Source organism: Paraburkholderia sp. RL17-347-BIC-D (genome assembly GCF_046027915.1).
Lineage (GTDB): Bacteria > Pseudomonadota > Gammaproteobacteria > Burkholderiales > Burkholderiaceae > Paraburkholderia.
Map to the genome: position 1 here is coordinate 1 of NZ_JARESS010000031.1, position 26,380 is coordinate 26,380.

Below are 26,380 nucleotides of genomic sequence, written 5' to 3' on the forward strand. Positions count from 1 at the left end.
CGAGCTGGCCAAGCTCATCAAGATCAAACCGGGTGACCGCTTCTCGGCTGAAAAGCTGCAAGCCACCACGAAGGCCATCGTCGACAAGCTCGGCGAATACGGCTATGCGTTCGCCAACGTCAATGCGCAGCCGCAGATCGATCAGGCCAACCACAAGGTCGGCCTCACGCTGCAAGTGGACCCGAGCCGCCGCGTCTACGTGCGCCGCATCAACGTGGTCGGCAACACGCGTACGCGTGACGAAGTGGTGCGCCGCGAAATGCGTCAGATGGAGAGCTCGTGGTTCGACTCGAACCGCCTCGCGCTGTCGAAAGACCGGATCAACCGTCTCGGCTACTTCACGGATGTGGACGTGACCACGGTGCCGGTCGAAAGCACGCAGGATCAGGTCGATATCGACGTCAAGGTGACGGAAAAACCCACGGGCTCGATTTCGCTGGGCCTGGGCTATGGCTCGGGCGAGGGGCCCATTATCTCCGCAGGCGTATCGCAGGACAACGTGTTCGGCTCGGGCACGAGCCTCGCACTGAATGTGAACACCTCCACTACCAACCGTACGCTGACGGTCACACAGGTCGATCCGTACTTCACGATTGACGGCATCAAGCGCATCACCGACGTTTATTACCGCACGACTGAGCCCTTGTATTATTCGACCGACTCGAGCTTCCGAATTATCACGGCAGGAGCGGACCTCAAGTTCGGCGTGCCTTTCTCCGAGGCCGACATGGTGTACTTCGGGCTGGGGTTCGAGCAGAACCGTCTGGATATCGACGCCAATACGCCTCAGAGCTATAAGGATTACGTCACGCAATTCGGCCGTGTCTCCAACAATGTTCCGTTGACGGCGGGATGGTCGCGTGACGACCGTGATAGCGCGCTTGTCCCAAGCCGGGGCTACTATACGCAAGCCAATGCCGAATACGGCACGCCGCTGGGTGATACGCCGTACTACAAGGCAGACCTCCAGGCGCAATACTATTATTCATTCGCGCGTGGCTTCGTGCTTGGCCTGAACTTTCAGGGCGGCTATGGCAATGGATTGAACGGCAAGCCCTATCCGATCTTCAAGAACTACTATGCGGGCGGTATCGGTTCAGTGCGTGGATATGAACCAAGTTCGCTCGGCCCGCGCGACGCGACCACCAACGATCCCATCGGTGGCTCGAAGATGGTCGTCGGCAATATCGAGCTGACCGTTCCAATGCCGGGATCCGGCTACGACCGCACGTTGCGCGTCTTTACCTTCCTCGACGGCGGCAATGTATGGGGCAGCGAAGGCAGTAGCATCGGAGCGAACGGATTGCGCTACGGCTATGGGCTGGGGCTCGCCTGGATCTCGCCGATCGGTCCGCTCAAGTTGAGCCTCGGTTTTCCGCTCGTCAAGCACGCAGGCGATCAGTATCAGAAATTCCAGTTCCAGATAGGCACATCGTTCTAAAGCTATCGTCGGACCGCTCTCGCCGATCCCTATCGTCACGTTGCCTCGCCCGATCCGTCGCGCGTTGGCAGCGCCCGATCGCCGACACGTCCCGCCACGGAACGTAGAATGGCGATGAATTCCTGCATGGGCTGTGACGGCAATTCGTGCTTGCGCGTGACGATACCGTAGCTCGTCATGGTCCGGGTGATGGGAATGGGCAGGTGTCCGAGCAGACCCTTGCTTACATATTTTTCGACAGCGGCACGTGGCTGCAGCGAAATCATGTCGGTTGCCTGCAACAGTTCCAGTGTCGAAAAGATTGAAGGCGTTTCCACCATGCCCACCGGCGCAGGAATGCCCGCGCCGGCGAACGTTTCGTCGAACAGCTGCCTGATAGCCGTTGCTTGCGGATAGAGAATCCATGGCCACGCGCCAAGATCGGCCAACTCCAGCCGCCGCCGCTGCAACAACGGATGATGCTGTCCGACGACCACCCAGACCGGTTCCCCGGACAGCACCTCGAAGTCGAACAGTACTTGATGGCGCGGCTCCGTCAGACGGCCGACCATCACGTCCAGCTTCCTTTCTTCGAGCCAGACCGCCAGTTGGTCACTGCTTTGCTCGACCAGTTTGATGACTAGTTGCGGCCGCTGCCGGCGAATCTCCCTGATGCCGGTCGTCACCACCTGAGCGGCCGAAGCCGAGATAGCGCCGACGGTGAGATGACCGTAGCCGCCATCGCTCAAGGTGCTGAACTCGTTCACGAACTTGCCCAGATCGGCTACCGCCGCGGTCGCATAGCGCACGGACAATACGCCGAGATCGGTTGGGCGCATCTCCCGTGGTAACCGTTCGAACAACTGGGCCCCGAACATCGATTCGATGTCACTCAGGATTTTTGTCGCCGCGGGCTGGGTGATAAGCATCTGTTCGGCTGCGATGCGCAAGTTGTGCGTGCGTCCGAGGGCATCGAGCAGTTGAAGATGTCTGAAGCGCAGCCTTGCCAGGACGCTCGACGTACGCACCGCAAATTGTCTGGACATGGGGTAAACACGCACGAACTCATAACCGGATGGAATCGATTGTACTGAATAAGAGATTGGATGTTTATCGGTCGGCTGCCTAAAGTTGCTGCTGGGCGAATCAACGCGCGAACTGGCGGTAAGCCGCGCGCGCCAGACAAACTTCAGTGGAGACAGACATGACATCCCCGCTTTCACTCAGCGTAACTGACACGCTTCCGTCGGACGGATTGTCCGGCACGCTTGTCGGCCGCGCCTGGGTACCTGCCGCGAATTCATTGCCCGCAGGTCCCGCCGTAGTCGTCTTGCGCGCCGACGGCGTGTTCGACATTTCCGACGCAGCACCGACCATCAGCAGCTTGCTGGAGCGGGAAGATCCGGTCGCGACGGTGCGAGCCGCGAGTGGCCGCTGGATCGGCAAGCTGGAGACGATCATCGGCAATACGGCCGATGCAACGGGCGGTACCGTGCAAGATCCGGAGCGCGTCCATCTGCTCGCGCCTTGCGATCTGCAGGTCATCAAAGCAGCAGGGGTGACCTTTGCGGCGAGCCTGATTGAACGAGTGATCGAGGAGCAGGCAAAGGGCGACCCGCAAGGCGCGGTGCGCGTGCGAGAGCAGATCAGGTCTCTCGTCGGCGATAGTCTCACCAGCATCCGACCGGACTCCGCCGAGGCGCGCGAATTGAAGGCGCTACTGATCGAGCAGGGACTATGGTCCCAATACCTGGAAGTCGGCATCGGCCCTGACGCGGAAGTCTTCACAAAAGCGCCGGTGCTGGCGGCGTTGGGTACGGGCACGGAAATCGGGCTGCATCCGAATTCGGTCTGGAACAATCCGGAGCCGGAAATCGTGCTGTCGATCGACAGCCGCGGCCGCGCGCTCGGCGCGACGCTGGGCAACGACGTCAATCTGCGCGATTTCGAAGGACGCAGCGCGCTCCTGCTTGGCAAGGCGAAGGACAACAATGGCTCGTGTGCGATTGGCCCTTTCCTGCGGCTTTTCGACGAGACTTTCTCGATCGACGATGTGCGCCGGGCGACAGTCGATTTGCGCGTTGAAGGCAGCGACGGTTTTGTCTTGCGAGGCACGAGTTCGATGGACCAGATCACGCGCGACCCACTCGATCTCGTTTCGCAGACGATCAGTTCGACCCATCAATACCCCGATGGCGCGCTGCTGTTCCTCGGAACGCTTTTTGCACCAATCGAAGACCGCGACGCCGCTGGCGCGGGCTTCACACACAAGCTGGGCGATATCGTGAAGATTTCGAGCCGGCAGCTCGGCACGCTGGTCAACCGGGTCAACCACAGCGACCGCATCGAGCCGTGGACCTTCGGCGTGCGCGCGCTGATGGCGAACCTTGCTGCACGAGGACTACTGGACACAGCCTCTCTCTGATCACGTATGAACCGGCTCTAACCCCCCATAACAGACCGGCATACCCGGCTTCCTCAAGGAGATAGACGAGATGCAGACTCAACACGTTACGCAAGACCCGTTGGAAAGCGCGGTACGCAAGGCGCGCCTGCGGCTTGCGCCCTTCCTCGCGCTGATGTTCGCGCTATCGATGCTTGACCGTTCGAACGTCGGGTTTGTCAAACAGGCCCTTCAAGTCGATTCGAACATCGGCAACGCGGCGTTTGCGCTCGGGGCGGGGATCTTTTTCATCGGCTATGCGGTGTTCGAGATCCCGAGCAATCTGATGCTGCATCGGGTGGGTGCGAAGCTCTGGTTGAGCCGGATCATGGTCACTTGGGGGCTTGCGTCGGCGGCCATGATGTTTGCGCACAACGAGGCCTCGTTCTATGCGCTGCGCTTCATTCTGGGCGTGGCCGAAGCAGGTTTTTCGCCCGGCGTCATTCTCTATTCCACATACTGGTTCCCCGCACGTGAACGCGGCAAGGCGCTAGGCATCTACTACTTTGGCTTGCCAGTGGCGCTCGTGTTGGGCAGCCCGCTATCAGGTTATCTGATGGAGGTCATGGGTGGCCGCCTGGGTCTGCATAACTGGCAATGGATGTTTCTCATCGAAGGTCTCGCTGCGTCGGCTGTTGGCATCGTCGCGTTCTTCTATCTGGTGAGCAAACCGCGCCACGCGAAGTGGCTGACGTCGGCCGAAAAAGACGCCCTGGAAAACGCCATAGCAGCGGAAGACCGGCACAAGGTTGCGCATGGGCCGGCTACTGCGCTGACCGCGCTGCGCAACTGGAACGTGCTTCGCTTTGTATCGATTTATTTCGCCATTCAGGTGAGCGTGTATGGCGTCATCTTCTATCTGCCGACGCGGATTTCGGAGCTGACCGGTACCGCCATCGGCTCGAAGGTCGGCTTTCTGACCGCCATTCCCTGGCTGTGCGCACTCATCGCACTGCGCTTTATCACCGGCTACGCGGACGCGAGCGGGAAGCACCGGCAACTCGCCATCGCCATGCTGGCTGCGGCTGCGGCAGGAATAGCACTGTCTACCCTCGGCAATCACATTGGACCCGTGCTCGTCGCATTCTGTATCGCGACGGTCGGCTTCGTAGTCGTCCAGCCGCTCTTCTGGACCTTGCCGACGGCCTACCTGAGCGGTACCGCGGCAGCGAGCGGTATTGCAATGATCGGCGCGCTCGGCAATCTCGGCGGCTTCATCGCGCCCACATTAAAGACGGCAGTGGAGACGCTCTTTCATAGCCCTCGTGCAGGCATGTTCACCCTGGCGTTTGCAGGCGTCGTCGGCGTGTTCCTGCTTATGAGCATCGGCTTGCATTCACGCCGCGTAGCCGAAGCGCCGATTGGCTCGGCCGAAGCGACGCTTCGCTAGGCACATGCAGATACGCTGCACGCGATTTAACCGGAAATTCACATGAGCATTCTCGGACATCATTACATCGGCGGACGATGCGGCGCTTGCGCATCGATCAATACGCTCGTCGGCCTTGATGCCGTAACAGGCGAGGTCGTGCGTGCAGCGCAGATCGAGGAGGCAACGTCATGATATTCGACGCGGAGAACACAATGGCCGATCCTTCGGCAACTGTAGAGCCAATCGTGCAACTGCATCCAGATGACGATGTCGTCATCGCGCGGCACCAGCTTGTCGCGGGCATGCGCATCCGCGGTAGTCTTGCCGTACGTGGGTTGATCCCGGCGGGTCATAAGCTTGCCGTCCACGCTATCGAAACGGGCGCGCCAGTGCGGCGCTACGGCCAGATCATCGGCTTTGCGACACGTGCCATCGAAGCCGGGGAGCATGTCCATACGCACAACCTTGCGATGGGCGATTTCGATCGGGACTACGCGTTCGGCGCAGATGCGAAGCCGGCGTCGACGGTCGCAGCGGCGGCGCGGTTCATGGGCATCGTACGCGCCGACGGACGTGTCGCAACGCGTAACTACATCGGCATTCTGACATCGGTCAATTGCTCCGCAACGGCGGCACGCGCCATCGCAGATTACTTTCGTCGCGATATTCATCCGCAAGCGCTTGCGGACTATCCAAACGTTGATGGCGTGATCGCGCTGACGCACGCTCAGGGCTGCGCGATCGATTCCGAAGGCGAAGCGCTGGAAATGATCCGGCGCACTCTCGGTGGTTATGCACGGCATCCTAATTTCGCCGGCGTGCTGATAGTCGGGTTGGGCTGCGAAACCAATCAGATCGATGGGCTTATGCAAAGCCAGGGTCTTACGTCCGGCGCGGCGCTGAAGACGATGACCATTCAGGCGACCGGTGGCACGGCGCGCACGGTGGCGGCGGGCATCGAACAGGTCAAGGCGATGCTCGGGGAAGCGAACAAGGTACGGCGTGAGCCCGTGGATGCCAAGCACCTCGTAATCGGCTTGCAATGCGGCGGCTCAGACGGCTACTCCGGCATTACCGCAAATCCGGCACTCGGCGCGGCAGTCGATCGCCTGGTCTCGCACGGTGGAACGGCGATTCTCTCCGAAACCCCCGAGGTCTACGGCGCCGAACATCTATTGACGCGCCGGGCCGTGTCACGTGAAGTCGGCGAAAAGCTCATCGAACGGATCCACTGGTGGGAAGCATACTGCGCGCGCATGAATGCCGATCTGAACAACAATCCATCGGCCGGGAACAAGGCCGGTGGGCTGACAACGATTCTCGAAAAGTCGCTTGGCGCCGTAGCGAAAGGCGGTACGACCAATCTCGTCGACGTGTACCGGTACGCCGAACTGGTGCGTGCCCGCGGTCTCGTTTTCATGGATACGCCGGGCTACGATCCGGTTTCGGCGACCGGGCAGGTCGCGGGCGGCGCAAACCTGATCTGCTTTACGACCGGCCGCGGCTCCGCCTATGGTTGCGCGCCGTCGCCCTCGTTGAAACTGGGTACCAACACTGCTTTGTGGCAACGTCAGGAAGAGGACATCGACCTGAATTGCGGGTCGATCCTCGACGGCGAACGAACGGTCGACGAACTCGGTGAGGAGATCTTCCAACTCATGCTTGCGACCGCGTCGGGCCAGGCGTCGAAAAGCGAGATTCACGGATACGGCCAGAATGAATTCGTGCCCTGGCAGATTGGCGCCATCACATAAGGCGGCGTTTGCGTTTCTTTGGCGCGGCTAGCGTAAGCCAGCCTGTTTGAGCCTAGCTCGACTGCGTAACCCCGTACGCGTTAGGTTTCCGCTTCTTCGGCGGCACGATCATTTCGATTTTGCCGACGAGGAAGATTTACGAAAGGATGCCCAGAACGGCGACGATCGAGACGTATCACATCGCATAGTGGAAGTTGTGCGTGCGCTGCAGGATCATGCCGAAAACGACGGGCGTAGTAATACCGGACAGATTGCCGAACGATCGTGGCGGTCAACACGAGGCCGACGATCACCGGCAACTTGCGCGCGACCGTTACCGAATTACCCTTTTTCAGGAGGCTGTCACTGAGGCAGCCTCCCGCCAGCATGCCGACCACCGCCATGAGATGGGGAATGGATGCGCGTCTACGCCTTGAGATGGGGCTCCAGCAGCGACAGGTCCGCAACTGAAAGACGATCGTGCGCGGTCTGCACCTGATGCCAGTACGGATAGAGCAGGGGCGGCGCGCTCACCTTGTCGAGCCGCTCGCGCTGTTCGGCGCTCAGCCTGAGGTTGGCCGCGCCGAGGTTGTCGAGCAACTGTTTCTCGTTGCGTCCGCCGATGATGACCGACGTGACGGCGGGGCGCCCGAGCGTCCATGCGAGCGCGACCTGCGCAGCCGAGACATTCTGCTCGCCGGCGATTTCAACAAGCGTATCGACGATCGACCACAGTCGTTCGGCGTCGCGGATCGGCGGCTCCGTCCAGCCGGCGAGCTGGCGCGTGCCCTCGGGCGTCGCGTCGCGGCGGTGCTTACCCGACAGCAGGCCGCCTGCGAGCGGGCTCCAGACGAGAATGCCCAGGCCTTGATCGAGTGCGATCGGCGCGAGTTCGTATTCCGCTTCGCGTGCTTCGAGCGTGTAATGAATCTGCTGACTCACGAAGCGCGGCAGGCGATCGCGTTCGCTCACATGCAACGCCTTCATCAGGTGCCAGCCCGAGTAGTTCGAGCAGCCGACATACCGGACCTTGCCATGCCGGACAAGCAGGTCGAGCGCTTCAAGCGTTTCTTCGAGCGGCGTGAGTCCGTCCCATTCGTGCACCTGGTAGAGGTCGATTACATCGGTCTTGAGACGGCGCAGGCTCGCCTCGCAGGCTTCTATCAAATGATGCCGCGACAGACCCCGGTCGTTCGGGCCGTCACCCATGGGAAAGCGGGCTTTCGTCGCAATCAGCACGCCGCCTTTGCGCTTGCCGCCGAGCGCCTGGCCGACGATTTCCTCCGACGCACCGTTCGAATAGACGTCTGCGGTATCGATCAGGTTGACGCCCGCGTCGATGCACATGTCGATCTGCCGGCGCGCATCGTCGAGGCCGACCTCGCCGACGCTGGCGAATTTGCCTTTGCCGCCCATCGTCATCGTGCCCAGCGTGACGGTCGACACCTTGAGGCCCGAACGGCCAAGTTGACGGTAGTCCATGATGAAGCAATCTCCCTATATGCTGTGAGGATTCGCAACTGGCGTGCGGTCGTTAAGTCCCATTGCGCCCGCATTTCGTGCGCGGCGTTTCACGTGTCCAGACATGCGACGATAACGGAGATTGAATTACCATTCCAATAGAAAGATGTGATCCAATTAAGCGGTTTCCGTGATTAATCGTCTCTGCAGAAAGAGTGCCAACGTGGATTTGAAGCAACTCGAACATTTCGTGGCGGTCGCGGAAGAGCGACATTTCACGCGCGCGGCGCGGCGCCTCAACCTTGTGCAGTCCGGATTGTCTGCGTCGATCCGCTCGCTGGAAGAAGACCTGGGCGGACCGTTGTTCAATCGCAGCACGAGGCGAGTCGCCTTGACGCCTGCCGGCGAAGTGCTGTTCGCAGAGGCGCAGCGGGTACTGGCTGCCGCCCGCGACGCGCGGCACGCCGTCACGCAGGTTCATGGGCTCGCACGCGGCCGGCTGAGTATCGGTGCGATTCACGGTCTCGCGCCTTTCGTCGACCTGCCGGCTTCTCTAGGACAGTTTCGGGCCGCGTTCGGTGGGATCGATATCGAATTGATACTGGACGGCTCGCGTGCGTTGATCGACGATGTGAGGGAAGGGCGCCTCGACCTCGCGTTCACGCAGCCGCCGGATACGCCGCTCGACGATCTCGGATCGCACATGTTCGCATGCGAAGGAATGGTTGTCGTCTGCGCGACGTATCATCGACTTGCGGGCGCCAGCGGGCTGGAGCTGGCCGATCTCGTCGACGAAACATTCGCCGACCTGCGCCCGGAGTGGAGCGTGCGGCGGCTCGTCGATCGAAGCTTTGCGGCGGCAGGGCTGCAGCGCCGGACCAGCTTCGAGGTCAACGACATGCCGATGTTGCTTGAACTGGCCGCACAGGGGCTTGCGATCAGCATGGTGCCCGAATCCGTGGTTGCCGCGAGGGGCAGCAATACGCACGGCGCACCGGTCGCAACGGCGCGTCTGCGCGAGGCCGAGGAGCCCTGCTGGGAACTCGCGGCCGTTTTTAAGGGAAGCGCGGGAGAACCGCTCATACCCGTCGCCCGTGCTTTCCTGGACTTGCTCAAATTGCCCGCGATGGCGACCTGACGCTCGACTGGCCGCTTCGCGCGGCAATAGCGCAACATGCTTAGGACCGCTCGTCATTGGGAGCCCGGCCGGTCACGAAAGAAACGGTCATGCTAGGATCGCCGACTCACTGTTCCAACGGATCGGGATCGTAAGTCGCTTGTAGGCGCCGCGATTCCGGCATCAACGAGGATTCTCATGACTCATTCTGCCCTGACCCCCGGCGCCGTCGCCGTGATCACCGGTGGCGCCGCCGGCATCGGCCTGGCTGCTGCCAAACGCTTTGCGCAGCTTGGGTTGCGCGTCTGCATCGCCGACCTCGGCGCCGACCGCGTCGCGCAGGCGGTGGAGGAAATCGCCGCGCTGACCCCAAGCGGCACACAAGACGTCTTTGCGGTCGAGACCGACGTCAGCGTCGCCGACGATGTTCGCCGCCTGCACGCAACCGTCGTCGAACGCTTCGGCGGAACCGACGTGCTGATGAACAATGCCGGCATTCAGCCCGGTAGTGGGATGTTCGGTCCGACTGGGAACTGGGAGCGCGTGCTGGGTGTCAACCTGTGGGGCGTGATCCACGGTACGCAGATTTTCGTGCCGGACATGATCAAGCGCGGTCGTCCGGGACTTGTGATCAACACCGGTTCGAAGCAAGGCATCACGACGCCGCCAGGGGACCCCGCGTACAACGTTGCGAAGGCCGGTCTGAAAGCGTTCACCGAAGCGCTGCAGCACGAACTGCGCAACACCGCCGACTGCCGGATTAGCGCTCATCTGCTGATTCCTGGCTTCGTGTTCACGGAACTGACACGCAACGGCCGCGTGGAAAAGCCCGCCGCCGCATGGACGCCCGAGCAGACGGTCGATTTCATGTTCGAGCGTCTCGACGCCGGCGACTTCTACATACTGTGTCCCGACAACGACGTGCCGCGTTCACTCGATGAACTGCGCATCCTATGGGCCGCAGGCGATATCGTCGAGAACCGGCCCGCGTTGTCGCGCTGGCATCCGGACTACGCTACGGCATTCGAAGCGTTCATCAAGCAGCCCCGTTGACTCAAGAGCCAGCACTATGTGGCAACAAAGTGAAACCTATCCCGATCCCGCAGTGGAAGTGCTCGATCCGCGCTTCCTGAAATACCGGATCACGAACGCGGCGGTCGAGCGGCTTGCGACTGGCATGCGCTTCGGCGAAGGACCGGTGTGGTTTGGCGACGGCCGCTTCCTGCTGTGGAGCGATATTCCGAACAACCGCATCATGCGGTGGGACGAGGAATCTGGCGCGACGTCGGTATTTCGCAGGGCTTCGGGGTACGCGAACGGCAATACACGGGACCGCCAGGGGCGGCTCATCACCTGCGAGCACGGCAACCGACGCGTGACGCGCACCGAGTACAACGGCACGCTGACCTTGTTGCTCGACCGCTTCGACGGCAAGCGGCTGAATTCGCCGAACGATGTGGTCGTGAAGAGCGACGACAGCATCTGGTTCACGGATCCGCCGTTCGGCATCTCCAACAACTACGAGGGTGTCAAAGGTGAGCCCGAGCTGCCGACCAACGTCTATCGCCTCGACCCGGCCACCGGCCGGGCGGAGGTGGTCGCCGACGACATCGTCAATCCGAACGGCATCTGCTTCTCGCCCGACGAACGCCGCCTCTACATCGTCGAATCGGGCTCGAAGCCGCGGCGCATCCGTGTGTACGATGTCGAGGAGGGTCGGCGCCTCGTGCGCGGACGCGTATTCGTCGATGCGGGCGAGAACGGCGCGCCAGACGGTTTCCGTTGCGACATGGACGGTAACCTATGGGCCGGTTGGGGCACCGGACCGGGACTGAACGGTGTGATGGTATTCGCGCCGGACGGCAACGCGATTGGGCGCATTGCTCTGCCCGAACGCTGCGCGAACGTCTGCTTCGGCGGCGCGGCGCACAACCGGCTGTTCATGGCGGCCGGGCAGTCACTGTACGCGCTATTCGTGGATACGACTGCGGCGGTTGCAACCTGAGCTCGTCGGTGGATTACGTCCGCGCCCGGTCGGCGGCGTCACCGCACACCGGCCGGTCATGATGCGGATTATGCGGGTTCAGGAAGTGCGCTGACGCTCGCTGAACGGAATGCCGCCTCTTGACTTGGAGTCTGATGGAGACTCCACGATCTGCACGACAACCTGTTCAGCGGCGACACCGAGGCTGTCAACCACAACTTTGGTGATCCCCGTCATCAGCGCTTTCTTTTGCTCAGGTGAGCGCCCTGCTACTGCGTAAACAACGACTTCCGGCATAACGTACTCCAGCGGGTTGGCAAGGAACTGCAGTCGCAATCATAGCGGCACTGCACGCCGTGTGCTCGAGCCCGGGCCTTCCTCACGCAGCGTTCGTCAGCTGGTCTGCGTTAAGGCCGAATTGATGCGCGATCGATTGCAGCCTGTCGCCCCATTCCCAGACGCCGAACACGTCATGTACGTTTTGCAGGCAGCTCAGCAGGCTGACCGTCTGCGGGTCGTATACGTTGATTTTCGAACGCAGTAGCGCTCTTCTCAGCGCAGCGACACCCACGTCCATATAAGTGGGCACTTCATGCTTTTGTCTGCTGACATAGTGAATGGGAACCCCTTCCATCACTGTCAGGTAGTCGCGTGGCTTGATGAAGTTGCCGATTGGACAGCCGCCGCAGTAACCGCGATATGCGCCGCCGCCGCGCGGCAAGAGCGCTGCTTGGCGCTGCTGGAACAGATGCTGGACAGCCTGGTCGAAAATGACTTGATGGCTTAAAAATTCAAGAGTCATTCGGTTCTCCTGCCGCATGCGAGCTTGCGCGCCCGCTGGTTCTGTCGGAATGAGAGAAGAGTAGGTTTTGCCGGTGCACGAATCTACTCTACGGTGGGATATACCGATGCCGCGTTAGCGTAACCTACCTATACAGAGGTATAGGCGGGTTAACCAGCGCCACGAAAACTCGCGACCTGGGACCGCGTTCATTGATAAATACAAGTTAAGACCAGGTTAAATGCACATGAACTATATACACGGAATTGCAGATAAACTTCGCACCCAGTTTTCCAGCTTGTCGGGACCTTCGATTTGAAAGTTCGAGTGTAGGTAAGTGAGCGGATCGAATGTTCATCTAGGTAGGATGTCTTAACGAACGAACAGGGTCGCATTGCATACGACCGACGCAGCGGCATCCTTGGGGATCAGATTCGAAAGGATTGAACCGGCTTTTGCGAATGCAATGCATCAATTCGGCGCGCAGAGGGCACGACCTCCCAATCAAAATGCCGTCTATCGAACAATTCATCCGCACTCTTCCTGCGCAATATCACCCATCAGTTCATTTGTCTCCGCAACTCTGACCAATTCACCTTCACTCTTTGCATCCGAGCCATCCGTGAGAAGGCGACGCGTCAGTTCAAAGTCGGCGCGTCGTCCATATTAATTCAGTTATCCTGACGTATTAACAATGAGGCTACTTGTCAATCGACAAGTTAGCACTCGAAATTATGCAAACGAGTTCAGTCGTCTCTAAATCTGGTTCAGTGCTTGCCGTAAACAGGGATGAACGACTGTGATTCGCACAGTGGCGTCTTCGGAGAAGAGAAATGAAAACTGGGAAAGCAGCTATGTCGCTGCAAGTGCGTATTGCGTTGACGATGGGGTTTCTAGCTGTCTTGATGGTGGCGATCGGTGTTCTGGGTTTGTTCGGTACCAGCCGGGCCAATCGCGCGAACCAGGATACTTACGAGAACAAGCTGACCGCAGCGACGAACATCGGTAACGCGGAAATTTATATTGCGCGTACTCGCCTCGTGCTGGATCGCGTCGCATTGCATCCGGACGATCCGAAGACTGCCGGACTGATCGAACGTGCCGGCGGCTATTTCGACGAGTCGGAGACGTGGTGGCAGAAGTTCGTCGAGCAGCCGCACGAAGCCGACGAGGCGAGCTTGATCGGCAATGCGAGCGAGCGCCGGAAAGCCATGCGAGGTGGTATTTCCGCATTCATCGATGCGATCAAGGGAAATGATCACGCCCTGGCCGACAAGATCACGATGACGCAGTTGGGCGATCTCTACAACGACATGAACATTGCGAACCAGAAGGTCAAACTCGCGCTATACACCAACGCAAAGAAGAATTACGAGGCGGCGGAGTCGAGCTTTCACACGTTCGTTACGCTGTCGATTCTGATGATCGTGGTCGGCGTCGTGGCCGCCGGTCTGAGTTGGGCGGCACTGCGCCGCGCGATCATGAGTCCGCTGACCCAGGCGCTCGAGCATTTCGATGCGATCGCGGAAGGCGATTTGAACCGTTGCGTCGAAATCGCCAAGGAAGATGAAATGGGCACGCTGCTGCGCGGCGTGGAGAAGATGCAGACGAGTCTCGCCAGGACCGTGCGAGCCGTGCGCGGCAGTAGCGAATCAATTGCGAGCGCAACGGCGCAAATCGCTTCGGGCACGATGGACTTGTCTTCACGCACCGAAGAGCAGGCGGCATCGCTCGAGGAAACCGCAGCTAGCATGAGCGAATTGACGGCCACGGTGAAGCAGAACGCGGACAGCGCGCGCACGGCGAGTTCGCTCGCCGACAGCGCCTCGCTGGTCGCCACACGCGGCAACGAGGTGGTCGAGCGTGTGGTCGGCACCATGGGCAGCATCGACGCGAGCTCCCGCAAGATCGCCGATATCACTGGGATTATCGAAGGCATTGCTTTTCAGACCAATATTCTTGCGCTGAACGCGGCCGTTGAAGCCGCGCGCGCTGGCGAGCAGGGACGCGGCTTCGCGGTAGTCGCCTCGGAAGTGCGCAGTCTCGCGCAACGCTCTTCGTCGGCGGCGAAAGAGATCAAGTATCTGATCGCCGAATCGGTACAGACCGTGACGGTCGGCACCGAACTCGTCGCGGACGCGGGCAAGACGATGCAGGAAGTCTTGCATGCCGTGCGTCAGGTCACCGATATTGTCAATGAGATCGCAGCCGCTGCGGAAGAGCAGCGTTCCGGCATCGAACAGGTTGATACCGCCGTCAGCCAGATGGATTCCATCACGCAGCAAAACGCGGCGCTCGTCGAGCAGGCGACGGCCGCTGCTCAGGCGCTCAACGAGCAATCCCGTAACCTGCACGGTTTTGTCGACGTGTTCAAGATTGCCTGATTTTTCAGATGCAAACGCCTTACGGCGAAGCGACGCGTTGGTAAATGCAGGCCCCATTCCTGCCTGCCGAGGCAGAGTTCGGCTATCAGTCGAAGCTGACGCCGAAGGGACAGTACCGGCTCGGCATTCGCACAATCGACGCGTACTGCCGGGAACATTTCGGCGGCAAAACGTTCACTGAGCTGGCGCATGCGCAACAGACCGATTTCTCGATGCGGATCGAGCCGGGCAAGCTGAAGGTTGACGGTTTCAAGCTGAAAATGTTCTTTGAATCGTTCCTGCTGGTCAACGTCAATGAAGGCTACTTCTTCGACCCATCGTACGGCGGCAACGAAGACGTGGCCGCGTGGAAGATGATCGGCTACCCCGGCGTGCGCGCCGATTACCTGGAGTTCGTGGGTGAGGCCAAGCCTTATCCGTATGCGCCGGTCAGCCTGTACGGCAAGCGACGATAAGCATGGCAACGATCAGGAAGAAGCCCGTTCCTGATCCTCGCTTCAGGGTTTGGCCGGCTCGCACTATGGGCGCAAGCGTACCTGAGTGAGCTCCTCGCACACCTGCCACAAACGGGCGGCATTCGAAGTGTCCTTTGCCTGTCTGGCGACACTCGCCTCGCCAATCCTGCTTCCGCGTGCCTCCAGAAAGCCTTGCGGACCATAGTAGCCACCGTCACTGACGTCACGCGAAGTAGCAGCGTAAAGGGTCGGCAGGGCGCCTGCGTAATCGGTGTTCAGCGCGGCACCGATGAAATGACTAAGGAGCTCGCGGGCAGCTCTTGAAATCGCGGAGCGGTCACCGCCCCGAAACAGATTGGTGTTTGCGACGCCGGGGTGAGCGGCAACCGACATGACACGGGAGTTGGCAGCGCGCAAACGCCGGTCGAGCTCGAACGCAAACATAAGATCCGCGAGCTTTGACTGCCGATAGGACTGCATCGGCGAATACGTCTTTGTGGATTGGAGGTCGTTGAAATCGATCTGTCCTTGCTTGTGCGCGATGGAAGCAATCGTGACGATGCGTGGTCGCTCAGGCGATCCAGTCGCCGCTAGTTTGAGAGCGGGCATAAGGAGCGCAGTCAACGCGAAATGGCCGAGTACGTTGGTGCCAAACTGCAGTTCGAAGCCGTCGGCAGTTTCGCACCGTTTCGGTGGCGCCATGACGCCAGCGTTGTTGACCAGAATGTGAATGGGGCGTTGCCCGGCGAGTTCCCTCTGTGCGAACTGTGCTACGGACGCGAGGGATGCGAGATCGAGAATCGCCAGTTCAGCACGAGCGTCGGGTGCGGCGGCGTTCAGACGGGCTAAGGCCTCTTCTCCGCGTTGTTTATCGCGGCACGCAAGTATGACTTGCGCGCCTTTGCGCGCCAGAGTCAATGCAGCATGGTAGCCAATACCGCTGTTCGCACCGGTGATGAGAACTCGCTTGCCGATCTGCGGCGGAATATCTGTCACGGTCCACTGTTTATTCATATTGCTCCGGCTCGGCATGATGGTAGTCGACTTCAAGACTACCACTAGTAAGCTTGGGGTGTCGCTATCGGGTAGGCAGTTCCCCGCGATGCTGATCATCCGTGTTGCGTGCTGCGTTCGGGGGATTCCAGTTCGCGCATGAGAAGGCGTGGAGGTCAATGTGATTGGATGTGAACAACCTTTCGTTTTCCTACAGCATGCCGCTCGGAAGTTGAATCAAGGATTTGGCGCAAAAAATTTTTGCAAAGTGCGACGCAACGTCAAGCCTGACAATAACAATTGATCAGAATAGCCGCAGATTGACTGAGCTGATGCGGGGCTCCGCTGAAGAACCGACTCAAATGAAAAAGGCCGAGCGGATTACAGTCGGCTAAACGATCTTGGCCATTCCGAGGACCGAGCAACAGCTGGAGAGAGGGCGGCGCACTATTCCATGGGTGGCCCACGGTTGAGTTGTTGTCCGCCGCTGATGTAGTCGGTCAGAGCCCGGACTTCGTCGCTAGCAGGCACCCCGCGACAGATGCGAGGGTACGACATCGCTCATCTTGCCGAGCGCATCGGTAGCATTATTAAGTTGTTACAACCGTTAAGAATGGCTAATTTCGGCGTGCCATGCTCACTAAAACTGACCTCACTAAAACTGACAATAGCGATTCACCTCTTGCGCTGGGTAGCAAGATACGCGGGCTGCGGCAGCGGCTAAAGCGCACGCTCGATGATACGGCCACTGCGGCCGGCATTTCGAAGCCATTCCTGTCGCAAGTCGAACGAGGCCTGGCAAGCCCCTCCCTTACATCGCTGGCGGGTATCGCTAGATCACTCGGAGTGGCCGTGCAGTATTTCCTCGACACGCCCAGTGAAGAACGTTCGGTGTGCCGCGCGGAGCAGTTGACGTTTTTTGGCTTTGCGGATTCGGCGAACCTGTTTGCCAGACTCACGAACCTGACCGGAGGCCGTCATCTTGAGGCCATTCTCGTGAGGATGCCGCCCGGGCAAGAGCGCTCCGAAGTGACAACGCATGCTGGCGAGGAGTTCATGTACGTGATCGCCGGTCAGGTATCGCTGACGCTGGAGGGCAAGACATTTGTATTGCGCGCGGGAGATAGCGCGCATTACGAATCGACGGTGCCGCATAGCTGGGTAAATACCGCCCACATCGAGTCGGTCGTTGTCTGGGCCGGTACACCCAGACTGTTTTAGATCGCCGACATTCTTTCCCGTCGAGGTTGGAATTCGCCGAATGTTCACCTAAGAGCGGAGCCGGCCAGCAGTGGAGATTGATCATTCGATCCAGCTTGTTGGGCACCCCCGCTTACGCGAGGGCCTGAGTGGCTAGCAGGTCCTCGATCCGAACCGGAAGTTGCGCACCCGTACACCCGTTGCGTGATACACGGCGTTTGTAATGGCGGGGGCTATCCCCGCCATGCCGATTTCGCCGACCCCGCGTGCGCCGAGCGGATTCAACGCGAGATCCGGATAGTCGAGGAAAGTCACGTCGATCTTCGGCGCATCCGCATGCGTGGTCATGACATAGTCGGCGAGGTTGCGGTTGATCGGGGCCCCGGTGCGCGGGTCGTAGTGCGTTTCTTCAAACAGCGCCATGCCGACGCCCATCACGACAGCCCCTTCGATCTGGTTCAGGGCTGTGCGCGCATTGATGATCTTACCGCCGTCAATCAGGCTCACTACGCGGTTGACTCGCAATCGTGCTGTCTGCGGCTGCCAGGTCACCTCGATGAAATGCGCGCAGTACGAGTGAATCGACACTTTGGCTGCGTCGGGATCGTCCTGACTCGCGCCGGACCGGCCCCTTCCGACCACCATATTGATCTGTGCTGGTGCGAGGATCCGCTCGAACGGTACGCCCGCGCCCGGCGCGGTCCCTTTCCGGTAGACCATGCCGCGGTCGAACGCAAGCTCAGTGGTCGGTTGGCCCTTGAACGGCGAATTGTCCGCCTGGGCCGAGGCGACCAGAAGTTGTTGGACCGCTGCTTGCGCCGCCTGCGTCGCTGCCGGAACCAGCGATGCGGTCGCCATTGAGCCGCCGGACATCGGTCCGGGTGGCAAGCGTGTGTCACCGAGTACCACGGAAATCCGCTCGAGCGGGATGCCGGTCACATTGGCGACAATCTGAGCCAGTACCGTGTAGGTTCCAGTGCCGATATCCTGGGTAGCTGTCGACACGCGCGCTGTCGCATCGGCGTGAAGCTCGACGATGATTTCCGCTGCGAGGCGCCTCGCGGCCCACGACCCCGCTGCAACCCCCCAGCCCACCACCATGCCGTCGCGACGCATGGACCCGACCGCCGCCGTGCGCTGCGCCCAACCGAATTTCTCGGCGCCGAGCGTCAGGCACTCCTTGAGATGCCGCGAAGAGAACGGCACCTTCAAGCCTTCGTCAATCGCGGGCTCGTTGATCAGACGCAAGCGGACGGGATCGATATTGAGCTTGATGGCGAGTTCGTCGACAGCGGACTCGATGGCGAACAGGCCGGGAACGGCACCAGGGCCCCGCATGGACGTACTAGGTGCGATATCCCGGCGTGCGTACGCCGCGGTCGCGCGCAGGTTAGGTGAGCTGTAGAGATAGCCCGTTGTCTCGCCACAGTTCTCCTTACGCGTTTCCTTGCGTGCGGCCTGGTAGACGTAGTCTTGCTGGAGCGATGTGAAACGTCCCTCGGGCGTCGCCGACAGGCGCACGCGTTGCTGCGTGTTGGTGCGGTGACCGACGTTGTGGAACATCATCGCACGGGTTACCACCAGCTTGACCGGCCGCATCAGATTGCGGGCCGCGGCGGCAGCCAGCAAAGAGTGTGACCACGGAAACAGCTTGCCGCCAAATCCGGACCCCAGGTATTTCGTGATCACGCGCACCTGGTCCTGCGACACACCGAGCATCTGCGCCATGACAAGGCGCTGGTTGACGATCGACTGGGACGTTTCGTAGAAGGTGTAGCTCATACCATCGAACACGGCCACCGTCGCATGCAATTCGATAGGGTTGTGCGTTTCAATCGGCGTCGTGTAGGTCCGGTCCAGCTTTTGCGCATCAGGGGCAGCCGCGAACGCGGTATCCACGTCGCCTCGCTGCGTGTCGACGCTCGGGGCCTGCTCTGCCGACATTTCGATGCGGACATCGGGTCGGCTCGACGAATACGCCACCTTCACCGCTCGCGATGCTGCGCTTGCCTGTTCGAACGTATCGGCTACCACCAGGCCGATGTATTGGCCATAGTAGTAGATGTTGTCATCGTCGAATGGCGGGCGCTTTTCGTCGATTTTCGTATCAGTCGCAAAACCGACGCGATAGAACTTGCCGATGTTCTCGCGTGTGAAGACGGCCCGGACCCCCGGCATGCCTGCTGCCGCGGCGGTGTCCAGATGGGTGATGCGCCCCTTGGCGATCGTCGCGCAAACGGGAACGGCGTAAAGCGTCCCTGGCAAGTTGACATCCGAGGTATAGGTTGCGGTGCCACTGACTTTGAGCGGCCCGTCGATTCGAGTAAAGTCGCCGCCGATGATCGGTTGCGTTTTATTGCTAGCTAATTGCATATTCTCTCCGCGTCACGACCGTTGCATCAGGCAGTTTGTGTGGCAAGTGTGAGTGCGTGCTGGATGCAGCGCTTTGCGAGTTCGACCTTGAAGCCGTTTTGGCTCTGTATGTGCGCCGCCTGCAGCGCTGCTTCGGCCGCCGCTCGGAAAGTCGTGGCGTCTGGCGTTCGTCCGAGCAGTTGGGCTTCTGCCTCTTTTGAGCGCCACGGCTTGACGCCGACGCCGCCTAGTGCAATCCGGATGTGATCGATCTTGTCCGATGAGACCCTCATGACGACCGCTGCGGAGGCCAATGCGAATTCGTACGACGCGCGGTCGCGCAGCTTGAGATAGACGCTGCGATTGGCGGGCACCAGCGCGGGAAGCGTCACGTGGGTAATGAGCTCGCCGGGCTTGAGGGTGGTTTCGCGTTCGGGCGTGCTGCCGGGCAACAGGAAGAAGTCGTCAATGGCGATGTCCCGCTTGCCCTGCGCGCTTTCGACGTGGATCGTGGCCTCGAGTGCGGTCATCGCGACGCTCATGTCCGACGGGTTGGTCGCGATGCAATGCTCGCTAGTCCCCAGGATGGCCAGGTTTCGGTTGTACCCGTCAATCGCGGAACAGCCCGTGCCAGGTTCGCGTTTGTTGCATGGCATGACGGTGTCGCGGAAGTAGACACAGCGCGTGCGTTGCAAGAGATTGCCCCCGGTCGTCGCCATATTGCGCAGTTGGGCCGATGCGCCGGATAGCAACGCTTGAGACAAGACCGGGTAGTGCGTCTTGATCAACGGGTGATTCGCGAGGTCGGCATTGCGGACCGTTGCGCCTATCGTGACACCACCGCCGGCGATTGCCTCGACCTGATCGAGCGGCAGGCGATGGATGTCGATCACATGGGTGGGACGCTCGACGTCAAGCTTCATGAGATCGAGCAGCGTCGTCCCGCCCGCGAGGAAACGGATCGACGCGCCGTTTGGTTGACCGTTAGCGGCAGTTTTCGCGAAGTCGATCGCCTGGCTAACATTGGCGACGCGTTTGAGCTGAAAGGGTTCCATGTGCGCACTCCGCTTAAACTTTGCGACGAATCTGCTGGATGGCGGCCACGATGTTCGAATAGGCACCGCAGCGGCAGATATTTCCGCTCATCGCTTCCTTGACATCGTCGTCGCTGTGTCCGTATGGCTCCTTGAGAAGCGCGACGGCGGACATGATCTGCCCTGACGTGCAGTACCCGCACTGGAAGCCGTCATGTTCGACGAAGGCCGCCTGCATCGGATGAAGGGCGCCGGGTTTGCCGATGCCTTCAATGGTTGTGATCGCTTCTCCCTCGTGGGTGGCGGCAAGGCTCAGGCACGAGTTCACTCGCCTGCCATCGACATGAACCGTGCACGCACCGCACTGACCGTGATCGCAACCCTTCTTGGTGCCGGTCAAATGTAGATGCTCTCGCACGCAGTCAAGCAGGGTTGTACGAGGATCGATATCCAAGTTGTAGTTCGTACCGTTGACATTCAGTTGAACATGCACATTGGCGCTGTTCGCGGTCGACGCTGCTGATGCTTCGAGACTAGTGTCATCGGAATCCGCGAGTGCAACTGAGTGAAGTTGTCCGGCGCCGATTGCTACCCCGGCAGCACCTACGCGGGCCAGGAACGATCGACGCGTTGGGCGTTCAAGCACCGACTCGGCATCGTCTTCGCTGGCGTCGGGCTGTTGAGACTCTTTGCTCATGAATCTGATTCTCCGCTGAACCATGGATCGATGGAATGCGGATGCCGTTTGCTGTTCGGCACTCGCTTGTGCTGATCATACAAAGCTAGAGTGGCGCCAAGATGGCCGCGAACTGACGGCTGGATGAAACATCGCGAATGTGGGCAATGTATGGCTTTTTTTTCGACCGCCCGCGACGCTTTGACACAGCCCGACTCGATCCCGCATTCATGTAGTTGAACGCGAGATCCGTGACGAAACTCCGTCGTGATTCCACGCCGAAGGCCGGCGGCCCGACGCCGATCGCGATAGGCGCCAGCACTGCTTGATGCTGACTTTTGATTGCATTTTCGTCGCACGGGATGCTGAGGTCCTGTGCGTGCGCAATGCATGCGTCGACATGCCCCATCCGTGCTCAAATCACGGACACAAGTTCGCCGCCCAATACTGGAGCGGCAAATTACATTTCCTTGGGGATATGTTTGTTCGCTACATCGGCGGCGAATCTGGGCCTACTGGGCGGCGAGCTTCGCGCTTTGTTGTCGCAGGCCCTCAAAGATCCTGTCCGACACATCATTTGGAAACGCGGCGGGTAACAGCGCCTTCACCTCCGCGACGACATCCTCCGTCATGTCCGTTAGGGTGGTGATCATCTCCTCGACGTCGGCCGGAGCAAGCGTGACTCGTTGCCCCTGCGCAATCCAGTGGCGTCGACGGATATCGTTGATCAGATAGTGAGCGTTGTTGCCACGCACCGCCATTGCCAGTTTCACCCGACGCGCAGGAAGCAGGTTCGGTCCATTGCCAATGATCGGGTGCGCGGAGAGAACGTCATAGATCGGCGTGGCCTCATAGCGGTTGGACTTCAGGTGTGCGATGCTGAAATTCTTCGCGTGCCCGTCGGTGGCGGCGAGCATCCAGAACACGATCTGCGTCATGAAGAAATGGCGCTGATCGATCGCGGACCGTTCTGAACCGGCCAGGACTTCCATGACCTTCTGGATTCCGGGCCCGCCATCTGACTCATATTTGTCGGCGGCGGACGTCCCGGTCGCCTGGCACATATCCTCCTGGGGAAGCCGCAGGATCCATGAACCGTCGCTCGCGTACCGGCGATCGAATCGCTCGACGACGAGCACTTTCTGGTCCTCGAAGGTGGCGATGTCGCAACTGGCGATCGGCAAACCATACGCTGCGACGATTTTCGAGCACAGCCACTCGTTTTCCACCGACGTGCGCATGTCGGCGCGCATGTTTCCGACCAGTCCAAGAGGTAGCTTCAGGATATGCGTGGTCGGGGTACTGCCTTCCGGGATGGCCCACTGGTCGTCGTGCCACAGAAGCGCAGTCTTTTCCTGCGCGCCGGCGATGGACAGGCGCAGGTCATCGATGGGCTCATGCTGGCCCAATACGGGCGGGGCCGTTGTTTCCCGCAGTAGCCGCGCGATTTCCGCCTCGTTGAGGGGGCGCCCGCTGATCTGCTCAAGATTCACCGGGGTTTCGTCTGGAGGCAGCATCTGGGTAGCGCCTACGCAGTCTCGTCCAAGCTTGGCCAGCAACTCAAACGGCGACGTGCCGCCAGTTTTGTAGCGCCCTGCGATGCGCTCGCGGATAGCCCTGCTATCAGGCAGCAGGTTATCGAAATAGTCCGAGACCACCTTGCCCCGATAGGGCTGATTGCCGGCCGTAAAAGGCAGCGAGAGCGATAGAGGACGTCCCTGTTCGTCTGCTATCCAATCTTCGAAGTAGGTGAGTTTCTCTCCGTCCCGCGTGGTCTCCCAGGTACCGACTGGCAACCCGTTCATCCAGAGGTTGAGGCTTTTGGCGTGCGAGCGGCGGCCCATTGCTACCAGTCCTCCCGCTTCTTGGGGGCAGTAGTCACTGGTGCCACTCGCTTCCGGGTGGGCGGCTTCGGCGCGCCTTGCCCGCTACCGCGCGCCGGTGTGGCGGCCGCCTTCCGGGTCCCCGCTGTCTTCGCGGCCGTAGTAGTCGCACGCTTTTTTGCCACGCTCTGCTTTGCCGCGACCGGCGGCCCCGCTATACGCAGACGCCCGGATTGGTGGCCTTCGGGATTGGCCGAGCTCAACACCTGGGTCAGAACGATATCGACCTTGAGCAACTTCAAAACGTGGAATAGCCGATCCATGCTCGCGGATTCGGGCTTTGCCTCGAGTTGGGCGTAGGTTTGCTGGGCGACCCCCAAATGGCTCGCCACCTGGGACTGCGTGAGTCCGGCGGCCTTGCGGAAGCCGACAAGAAGTGGCCGCAACTGACGAGGGGTTTTAACGGGATAGTCCACGGGTGACCTCGGGAAGTCGTGAAAACATCAACCAGTCTGTGAGTGACAGAAACAGTATATATTATGTATTCGACAAATACAGAAAATATGCTGTAAATGGCAGATACAGAAAATAGACTGTTGAGTCGACTTGTGGGGCGCGGGGTAGTCCGCATTGTTGTATGCGCGCATTGCGCGACGAGGGTCCTAATGCCTTCCTGGCAATTGCATATCGATAGAAATTGGATGGCGAGGCGTACAGGTAGCGGTAGCATGGGCGTCCCTTCACCTGTATCTTCCCGTTGATCAAAGCGATGTCAGCCAAACCTCCGCGCTTCGGCATCTGGGCGCTCGTGCATGGTAGCCGCGCGGCGCTGCAGGATCCCGCAGAACCGTATGACGCCTCCTGGGGACGCAACAAGACGCTCGTGCTCGAGGCCGAGCGCCTCGGCTACGACTCGGTGCTCGTCGCCCAGCATACGGTCAATCCGCATGACGCCTCGCTCGACCAGCTCGAGGCATGGACGGCATCGGCTGCATGGGCGGCGCTCACGTCGCGCATCGAGATCATTACGGCCATCAAGCCCTATCTCTATCACCCGGTCGTGCTCGCAAAAATGGCTCAGCAAATCGAGCACATTAGCGGCGGGCGTTTTGCGATCAATCTGGTGAACGCGTGGAATCGTCCGGAGCTCGAACGCGCCGGCATCGGTTTTCCGGAACATGATGAACGCTACGTGTACGGCCGCGAATGGATCTCGGTCGTCGATGCGCTGCTGCGCGGCGAAGTGGTGAATCACCGCGGCGATAACTTCCACATCGACGGGTATCAGTTGCGTCCCGCTGATCCGTTTCGCGCACGTCCGCGGATCTACGTCGGTGGTGAGTCGGAGCCGGCGCGCGCACTGGTGGCGGCGCACGGCGACGTGTGGTTCATCAATGGTCAACCGCACGACGACGTCGCACGCCTGATCGCCGACGTATCCGCTCGCGCGCGCCCCGTCGGGCAGGACGCTTTGCGTTTCGGCCTGTCGGCGTTCGTGATCGCACGCGAAACACAGGCGCAGGCAGAGGCTCACCTCGAACATCTGTTCGCGCTGGCCGAGCTGGACAAACCGCTGAGGGATCGGCAGAAAGCCAATATCGATCCGAACGTGGTGATGATCCAGACGTTCGCACAGTCGCCACGCGTCGGTTCGAACGGGGGCACGGCCGCAAGGCTCGTTGGCGATTACGATACGGTCGCGCGCCGTATTGCCGAGTTTCACCGCGCGGGAATTGAACTGTTCATGCTGCAGTTCCAGCCCTTCGAGGCCGATATGCAGCGCTTTGCGGAAGAGGTGGCGCCGCGCGTTCGGCGTCTCCTTTCCGCCTGAATGCGGAATATCGGGTTGGAGTCAATCAAGGGTCGCACCTGAAGCCAGGTACGACGTGGTTCGTGATCAGAAGAACGCGCCTGTGGGCGGAAGACGCCCAGTCAGCAAGTTCTGCCCGAGCAGGCGCTCCTTGTAAAGCCGCGGATTGTGCGAGGCAATGACCTTGATGTTGCGCCAGTGCCGGTCCAGAGCGCCCACGCGCGAGACGACCGAGCCTGACCCGAGGTCGATCAGCCAACTGGCGATCTGCGGGGCGAGATCGTCGGTCACCACCTTGGCCTCTGCCGCCGAGAGCGTGGCGGCAAGCGTAGTCTCATATTCGTCGCTCGTGCCATAGCTGTCCCAGGCTCGTTGCAGCGCTCCGACAGCGCGGTCTACAGTCGCCTCGGTGCTGGCCGCATATGCGCGCATACGACCGAGCAACGACTGCAGTACAGGCTCTTCGGTAGGATGCGCGGCTTCGCCATGATAGAAGTTGCGCCCCCGCGCGCGCAGAACCTCTACAGCGTCCAGTACGATGCGCCGCACGACGCCAGCGATGCAGTTGGTCAGATAGACCTGATGAAAGGTGTATCCCCACGGCGCGGCTTCTTCAGGCTTCGGCGAATCCGGCGGGTAAACATGGGTGGCGGGCACGATCACGGCGCGAAAGGCCGCCGTGCCCGAGCCTGTCAGGCGCTGGCCGAATCCCTGCCAGTCGTCGTGATCGCTGACCCCTTCGCCTCGGTCGAGCACGTATTGCACAGTCCGGCCCGCACGGCTTTCCACAGCAACGCCGATGAATGCGTCGTTGTAGAGGTTGCCCGTCGCATAAACTTTCTCGCCCGAGCCGATGTAGGCATGCCGTGTTTCGTCCCATTCGAGCCTGCTCAGGACCCGGCTCGGACGAGCGCCCGCCGCCACCGCGTCGCTGTCGGTAAAACTGAGCCCGACGGTCTTGTTCTGCCTGGTCAGGTCGAGGACATGCGCATGGAAAGGGTGGTCTCGTTGTCTAAGCGAGGCTTCGACTTGCCACAGATGGTTACGAAAAGCATGGGCTATATTGGAATCGGCCGCAGCAAGATCGCGAGCTACGAAGAAGAGCTCGGTCAACGACAAACCTTGCCCTCCCGCATCGGTCGGCAGGCGTAGCGCACCGACCCCTAGCGCCTTGAGCTTCGCGATCTCATCGTACGGCAGACGATGTGTCAGTTCCCGCTCTGCCGCAGTCGATGCGATATCGGCGATGGCCTCCGAGAAGCCGAGGCTTGCGGACAGTGGCGAGACAAGCTGGGGCCGGCCGCTGTCGACGATCGTGGTTTCAGGCGTGGTCATGGTGCTC

24 protein-coding genes are annotated in these 26,380 nt (G+C 60.4%); 12 read left to right on the plus strand and 12 right to left on the minus strand.

Annotated features, from left to right (window positions below; translation table 11 throughout):
- Positions 1-1,441, plus strand: a 1,441-nt coding sequence (bamA, locus tag P0D96_RS31715; protein WP_408317390.1) for an outer membrane protein assembly factor BamA, incomplete at its 5' end; no start/stop codon positions are given.
- 35 nt (positions 1,442-1,476) lie between these two features.
- On the opposite strand, the gene P0D96_RS31720 is transcribed toward bamA, so the two are convergent.
- Complete coding sequence (locus tag P0D96_RS31720; RefSeq protein WP_408317524.1) at positions 1,477-2,466, minus strand: LysR family transcriptional regulator; 990 nt, start codon at positions 2,464-2,466, stop codon at positions 1,477-1,479.
- A gap of 158 nt (positions 2,467-2,624) precedes the next feature.
- On the opposite strand from P0D96_RS31720, the gene P0D96_RS31725 reads away from it, so the two are divergent.
- The 4 genes from P0D96_RS31725 (at position 2,625) to P0D96_RS31740 (ending at position 6,989) form a co-directional block, all read left to right on the plus strand.
- Positions 2,625-3,845, plus strand: a complete 1,221-nt coding sequence (locus P0D96_RS31725) for a fumarylacetoacetate hydrolase family protein (protein WP_408317392.1) — start codon at positions 2,625-2,627, stop codon at positions 3,843-3,845.
- Positions 3,846-3,915: 70 nt separating this feature from the next.
- Positions 3,916-5,253, plus strand: coding sequence for an MFS transporter (locus P0D96_RS31730; protein WP_408317394.1), 1,338 nt, complete (start codon positions 3,916-3,918; stop codon positions 5,251-5,253).
- A gap of 42 nt (positions 5,254-5,295) precedes the next feature.
- Positions 5,296-5,427: a hypothetical protein gene (locus P0D96_RS31735; protein ID WP_408317396.1), complete on the plus strand. Its 132-nt coding sequence runs from the start codon at positions 5,296-5,298 to the stop codon at positions 5,425-5,427.
- A 20-nt stretch (positions 5,428-5,447) separates the two neighbouring features.
- Positions 5,448-6,989, plus strand: a complete 1,542-nt coding sequence (locus P0D96_RS31740) for a UxaA family hydrolase (RefSeq protein ID WP_408317398.1) — start codon at positions 5,448-5,450, stop codon at positions 6,987-6,989.
- A gap of 80 nt (positions 6,990-7,069) precedes the next feature.
- On the opposite strand, the gene P0D96_RS31745 is transcribed toward P0D96_RS31740, so the two are convergent.
- Positions 7,070-7,372, minus strand: a complete 303-nt coding sequence (locus tag P0D96_RS31745; RefSeq protein WP_408317400.1) for a hypothetical protein — start codon at positions 7,370-7,372, stop codon at positions 7,070-7,072.
- 22 nt (positions 7,373-7,394) lie between these two features.
- Positions 7,395-8,450 carry an aldo/keto reductase gene (locus P0D96_RS31750; protein ID WP_132379862.1) on the minus strand — a complete coding sequence of 352 codons (1,056 nt, stop codon included), beginning with the start codon at positions 8,448-8,450 and terminating at the stop codon, positions 7,395-7,397.
- 202 nt (positions 8,451-8,652) lie between these two features.
- Here P0D96_RS31750 and P0D96_RS31755 point away from each other — a divergent pair, with 202 nt between their 5' ends.
- The 3 genes from P0D96_RS31755 (at position 8,653) to P0D96_RS31765 (ending at position 11,551) form a co-directional block, all read left to right on the plus strand.
- Positions 8,653-9,567: a LysR family transcriptional regulator gene (locus P0D96_RS31755; RefSeq protein WP_408317402.1), complete on the plus strand. Its 915-nt coding sequence runs from the start codon at positions 8,653-8,655 to the stop codon at positions 9,565-9,567.
- A 177-nt stretch (positions 9,568-9,744) separates the two neighbouring features.
- A complete protein-coding gene (locus tag P0D96_RS31760; RefSeq protein ID WP_408317404.1) occupies positions 9,745-10,599 on the plus strand; it encodes an SDR family NAD(P)-dependent oxidoreductase in 855 nt (284 codons plus the stop codon).
- A 16-nt stretch (positions 10,600-10,615) separates the two neighbouring features.
- Positions 10,616-11,551: an SMP-30/gluconolactonase/LRE family protein gene (locus P0D96_RS31765; RefSeq protein WP_408317406.1), complete on the plus strand. Its 936-nt coding sequence runs from the start codon at positions 10,616-10,618 to the stop codon at positions 11,549-11,551.
- 78 nt (positions 11,552-11,629) lie between these two features.
- Here the strand turns inward: P0D96_RS31765 and P0D96_RS31770 are convergent, their stop codons facing one another.
- Both P0D96_RS31770 and P0D96_RS31775 read right to left on the minus strand, forming a co-directional pair.
- On the minus strand, positions 11,630-11,827 hold the full coding sequence (locus P0D96_RS31770) for a tautomerase family protein (protein WP_408317408.1): 198 nt from the start codon (positions 11,825-11,827) through the stop codon (positions 11,630-11,632).
- A gap of 82 nt (positions 11,828-11,909) precedes the next feature.
- Positions 11,910-12,332: a hypothetical protein gene (locus tag P0D96_RS31775; RefSeq protein WP_408317410.1), complete on the minus strand. Its 423-nt coding sequence runs from the start codon at positions 12,330-12,332 to the stop codon at positions 11,910-11,912.
- An 812-nt stretch (positions 12,333-13,144) separates the two neighbouring features.
- Here P0D96_RS31775 and P0D96_RS31780 point away from each other — a divergent pair.
- Together P0D96_RS31780 and P0D96_RS31785 are read left to right on the plus strand one after the other, a co-directional pair.
- Positions 13,145-14,695: a methyl-accepting chemotaxis protein gene (locus tag P0D96_RS31780; RefSeq protein WP_408317412.1), complete on the plus strand. Its 1,551-nt coding sequence runs from the start codon at positions 13,145-13,147 to the stop codon at positions 14,693-14,695.
- A gap of 44 nt (positions 14,696-14,739) precedes the next feature.
- On the plus strand, positions 14,740-15,150 hold the full coding sequence (locus P0D96_RS31785; RefSeq protein ID WP_408317414.1) for a gluconate 2-dehydrogenase subunit 3 family protein: 411 nt from the start codon (positions 14,740-14,742) through the stop codon (positions 15,148-15,150).
- Between the two features lie 63 nt (positions 15,151-15,213).
- Here the strand turns inward: P0D96_RS31785 and P0D96_RS31790 are convergent, their stop codons facing one another.
- The gene (locus tag P0D96_RS31790; protein WP_408317416.1) at positions 15,214-16,164 is read right to left on the minus strand and encodes an oxidoreductase; all 951 of its coding nucleotides are present in this window, start codon (positions 16,162-16,164) and stop codon (positions 15,214-15,216) included.
- A 612-nt stretch (positions 16,165-16,776) separates the two neighbouring features.
- On the opposite strand from P0D96_RS31790, the gene P0D96_RS31795 reads away from it, so the two are divergent.
- Positions 16,777-17,364: a cupin domain-containing protein gene (locus tag P0D96_RS31795; RefSeq protein WP_408317418.1), complete on the plus strand. Its 588-nt coding sequence runs from the start codon at positions 16,777-16,779 to the stop codon at positions 17,362-17,364.
- A gap of 132 nt (positions 17,365-17,496) precedes the next feature.
- Here the strand turns inward: P0D96_RS31795 and P0D96_RS31800 are convergent, their stop codons facing one another.
- The 5 genes from P0D96_RS31800 to P0D96_RS31820 all read right to left on the minus strand — a co-directional run bounded on the left by P0D96_RS31800 (position 17,497) and on the right by P0D96_RS31820 (position 23,704).
- Entirely contained in the window at positions 17,497-19,716 is a 2,220-nt protein-coding gene (locus P0D96_RS31800) for a xanthine dehydrogenase family protein molybdopterin-binding subunit (RefSeq protein ID WP_408317420.1), read from the minus strand.
- Positions 19,717-19,742: 26 nt separating this feature from the next.
- The gene (locus P0D96_RS31805; RefSeq protein WP_408317422.1) at positions 19,743-20,750 is read right to left on the minus strand and encodes an FAD binding domain-containing protein; all 1,008 of its coding nucleotides are present in this window, start codon (positions 20,748-20,750) and stop codon (positions 19,743-19,745) included.
- A gap of 13 nt (positions 20,751-20,763) precedes the next feature.
- On the minus strand, positions 20,764-21,426 hold the full coding sequence (locus tag P0D96_RS31810; protein ID WP_408317424.1) for a (2Fe-2S)-binding protein: 663 nt from the start codon (positions 21,424-21,426) through the stop codon (positions 20,764-20,766).
- Between the two features lie 491 nt (positions 21,427-21,917).
- Positions 21,918-23,249 carry a type II toxin-antitoxin system HipA family toxin gene (locus P0D96_RS31815; RefSeq protein ID WP_408317426.1) on the minus strand — a complete coding sequence of 444 codons (1,332 nt, stop codon included), beginning with the start codon at positions 23,247-23,249 and terminating at the stop codon, positions 21,918-21,920.
- Positions 23,250-23,251: 2 nt separating this feature from the next.
- Entirely contained in the window at positions 23,252-23,704 is a 453-nt protein-coding gene (locus tag P0D96_RS31820; RefSeq protein ID WP_408317428.1) for a helix-turn-helix transcriptional regulator, read from the minus strand.
- A gap of 293 nt (positions 23,705-23,997) precedes the next feature.
- On the opposite strand from P0D96_RS31820, the gene P0D96_RS31825 reads away from it, so the two are divergent.
- The gene (locus P0D96_RS31825; protein WP_408317430.1) at positions 23,998-25,059 is read left to right on the plus strand and encodes an LLM class flavin-dependent oxidoreductase; all 1,062 of its coding nucleotides are present in this window, start codon (positions 23,998-24,000) and stop codon (positions 25,057-25,059) included.
- A 66-nt stretch (positions 25,060-25,125) separates the two neighbouring features.
- Here the strand turns inward: P0D96_RS31825 and P0D96_RS31830 are convergent, their stop codons facing one another.
- Entirely contained in the window at positions 25,126-26,373 is a 1,248-nt protein-coding gene (locus P0D96_RS31830) for an acyl-CoA dehydrogenase family protein (RefSeq protein WP_408317432.1), read from the minus strand.
- Positions 26,374-26,380: the final 7 nt, after the last annotated feature.

Bases quoted from the DNA above. Each gene is read 5' to 3' on its own strand.
- P0D96_RS31720 (WP_408317524.1), bottom strand. From the start codon at position 2,466: ATGTCCAGACAATTTGCGGTGCGTACGTCGAGCGTCCTGGCAAGGCTG.
- P0D96_RS31725 (WP_408317392.1), top strand. From the start codon at position 2,625: ATGACATCCCCGCTTTCACTCAGCGTAACTGACACGCTTCCGTCGGAC.
- P0D96_RS31730 (WP_408317394.1), top strand. From the start codon at position 3,916: ATGCAGACTCAACACGTTACGCAAGACCCGTTGGAAAGCGCGGTACGC.
- P0D96_RS31735 (WP_408317396.1), top strand. From the start codon at position 5,296: ATGAGCATTCTCGGACATCATTACATCGGCGGACGATGCGGCGCTTGC.
- P0D96_RS31740 (WP_408317398.1), top strand. From the start codon at position 5,448: ATGGCCGATCCTTCGGCAACTGTAGAGCCAATCGTGCAACTGCATCCA.
- P0D96_RS31745 (WP_408317400.1), bottom strand. From the start codon at position 7,372: ATGGCGGTGGTCGGCATGCTGGCGGGAGGCTGCCTCAGTGACAGCCTC.
- P0D96_RS31750 (WP_132379862.1), bottom strand. From the start codon at position 8,450: ATGGACTACCGTCAACTTGGCCGTTCGGGCCTCAAGGTGTCGACCGTC.
- P0D96_RS31760 (WP_408317404.1), top strand. From the start codon at position 9,745: ATGACTCATTCTGCCCTGACCCCCGGCGCCGTCGCCGTGATCACCGGT.
- P0D96_RS31765 (WP_408317406.1), top strand. From the start codon at position 10,616: ATGTGGCAACAAAGTGAAACCTATCCCGATCCCGCAGTGGAAGTGCTC.
- P0D96_RS31770 (WP_408317408.1), bottom strand. From the start codon at position 11,827: ATGCCGGAAGTCGTTGTTTACGCAGTAGCAGGGCGCTCACCTGAGCAA.
- P0D96_RS31775 (WP_408317410.1), bottom strand. From the start codon at position 12,332: ATGACTCTTGAATTTTTAAGCCATCAAGTCATTTTCGACCAGGCTGTC.
- P0D96_RS31780 (WP_408317412.1), top strand. From the start codon at position 13,145: ATGAAAACTGGGAAAGCAGCTATGTCGCTGCAAGTGCGTATTGCGTTG.
- P0D96_RS31785 (WP_408317414.1), top strand. From the start codon at position 14,740: ATGCAGGCCCCATTCCTGCCTGCCGAGGCAGAGTTCGGCTATCAGTCG.
- P0D96_RS31790 (WP_408317416.1), bottom strand. From the start codon at position 16,164: ATGAATAAACAGTGGACCGTGACAGATATTCCGCCGCAGATCGGCAAG.
- P0D96_RS31795 (WP_408317418.1), top strand. From the start codon at position 16,777: ATGCTCACTAAAACTGACCTCACTAAAACTGACAATAGCGATTCACCT.
- P0D96_RS31800 (WP_408317420.1), bottom strand. From the start codon at position 19,716: ATGCAATTAGCTAGCAATAAAACGCAACCGATCATCGGCGGCGACTTT.
- P0D96_RS31805 (WP_408317422.1), bottom strand. From the start codon at position 20,750: ATGGAACCCTTTCAGCTCAAACGCGTCGCCAATGTTAGCCAGGCGATC.
- P0D96_RS31810 (WP_408317424.1), bottom strand. From the start codon at position 21,426: ATGAGCAAAGAGTCTCAACAGCCCGACGCCAGCGAAGACGATGCCGAG.
- P0D96_RS31815 (WP_408317426.1), bottom strand. From the start codon at position 23,249: ATGGGCCGCCGCTCGCACGCCAAAAGCCTCAACCTCTGGATGAACGGG.
- P0D96_RS31825 (WP_408317430.1), top strand. From the start codon at position 23,998: ATGTCAGCCAAACCTCCGCGCTTCGGCATCTGGGCGCTCGTGCATGGT.
- P0D96_RS31830 (WP_408317432.1), bottom strand. From the start codon at position 26,373: ATGACCACGCCTGAAACCACGATCGTCGACAGCGGCCGGCCCCAGCTT.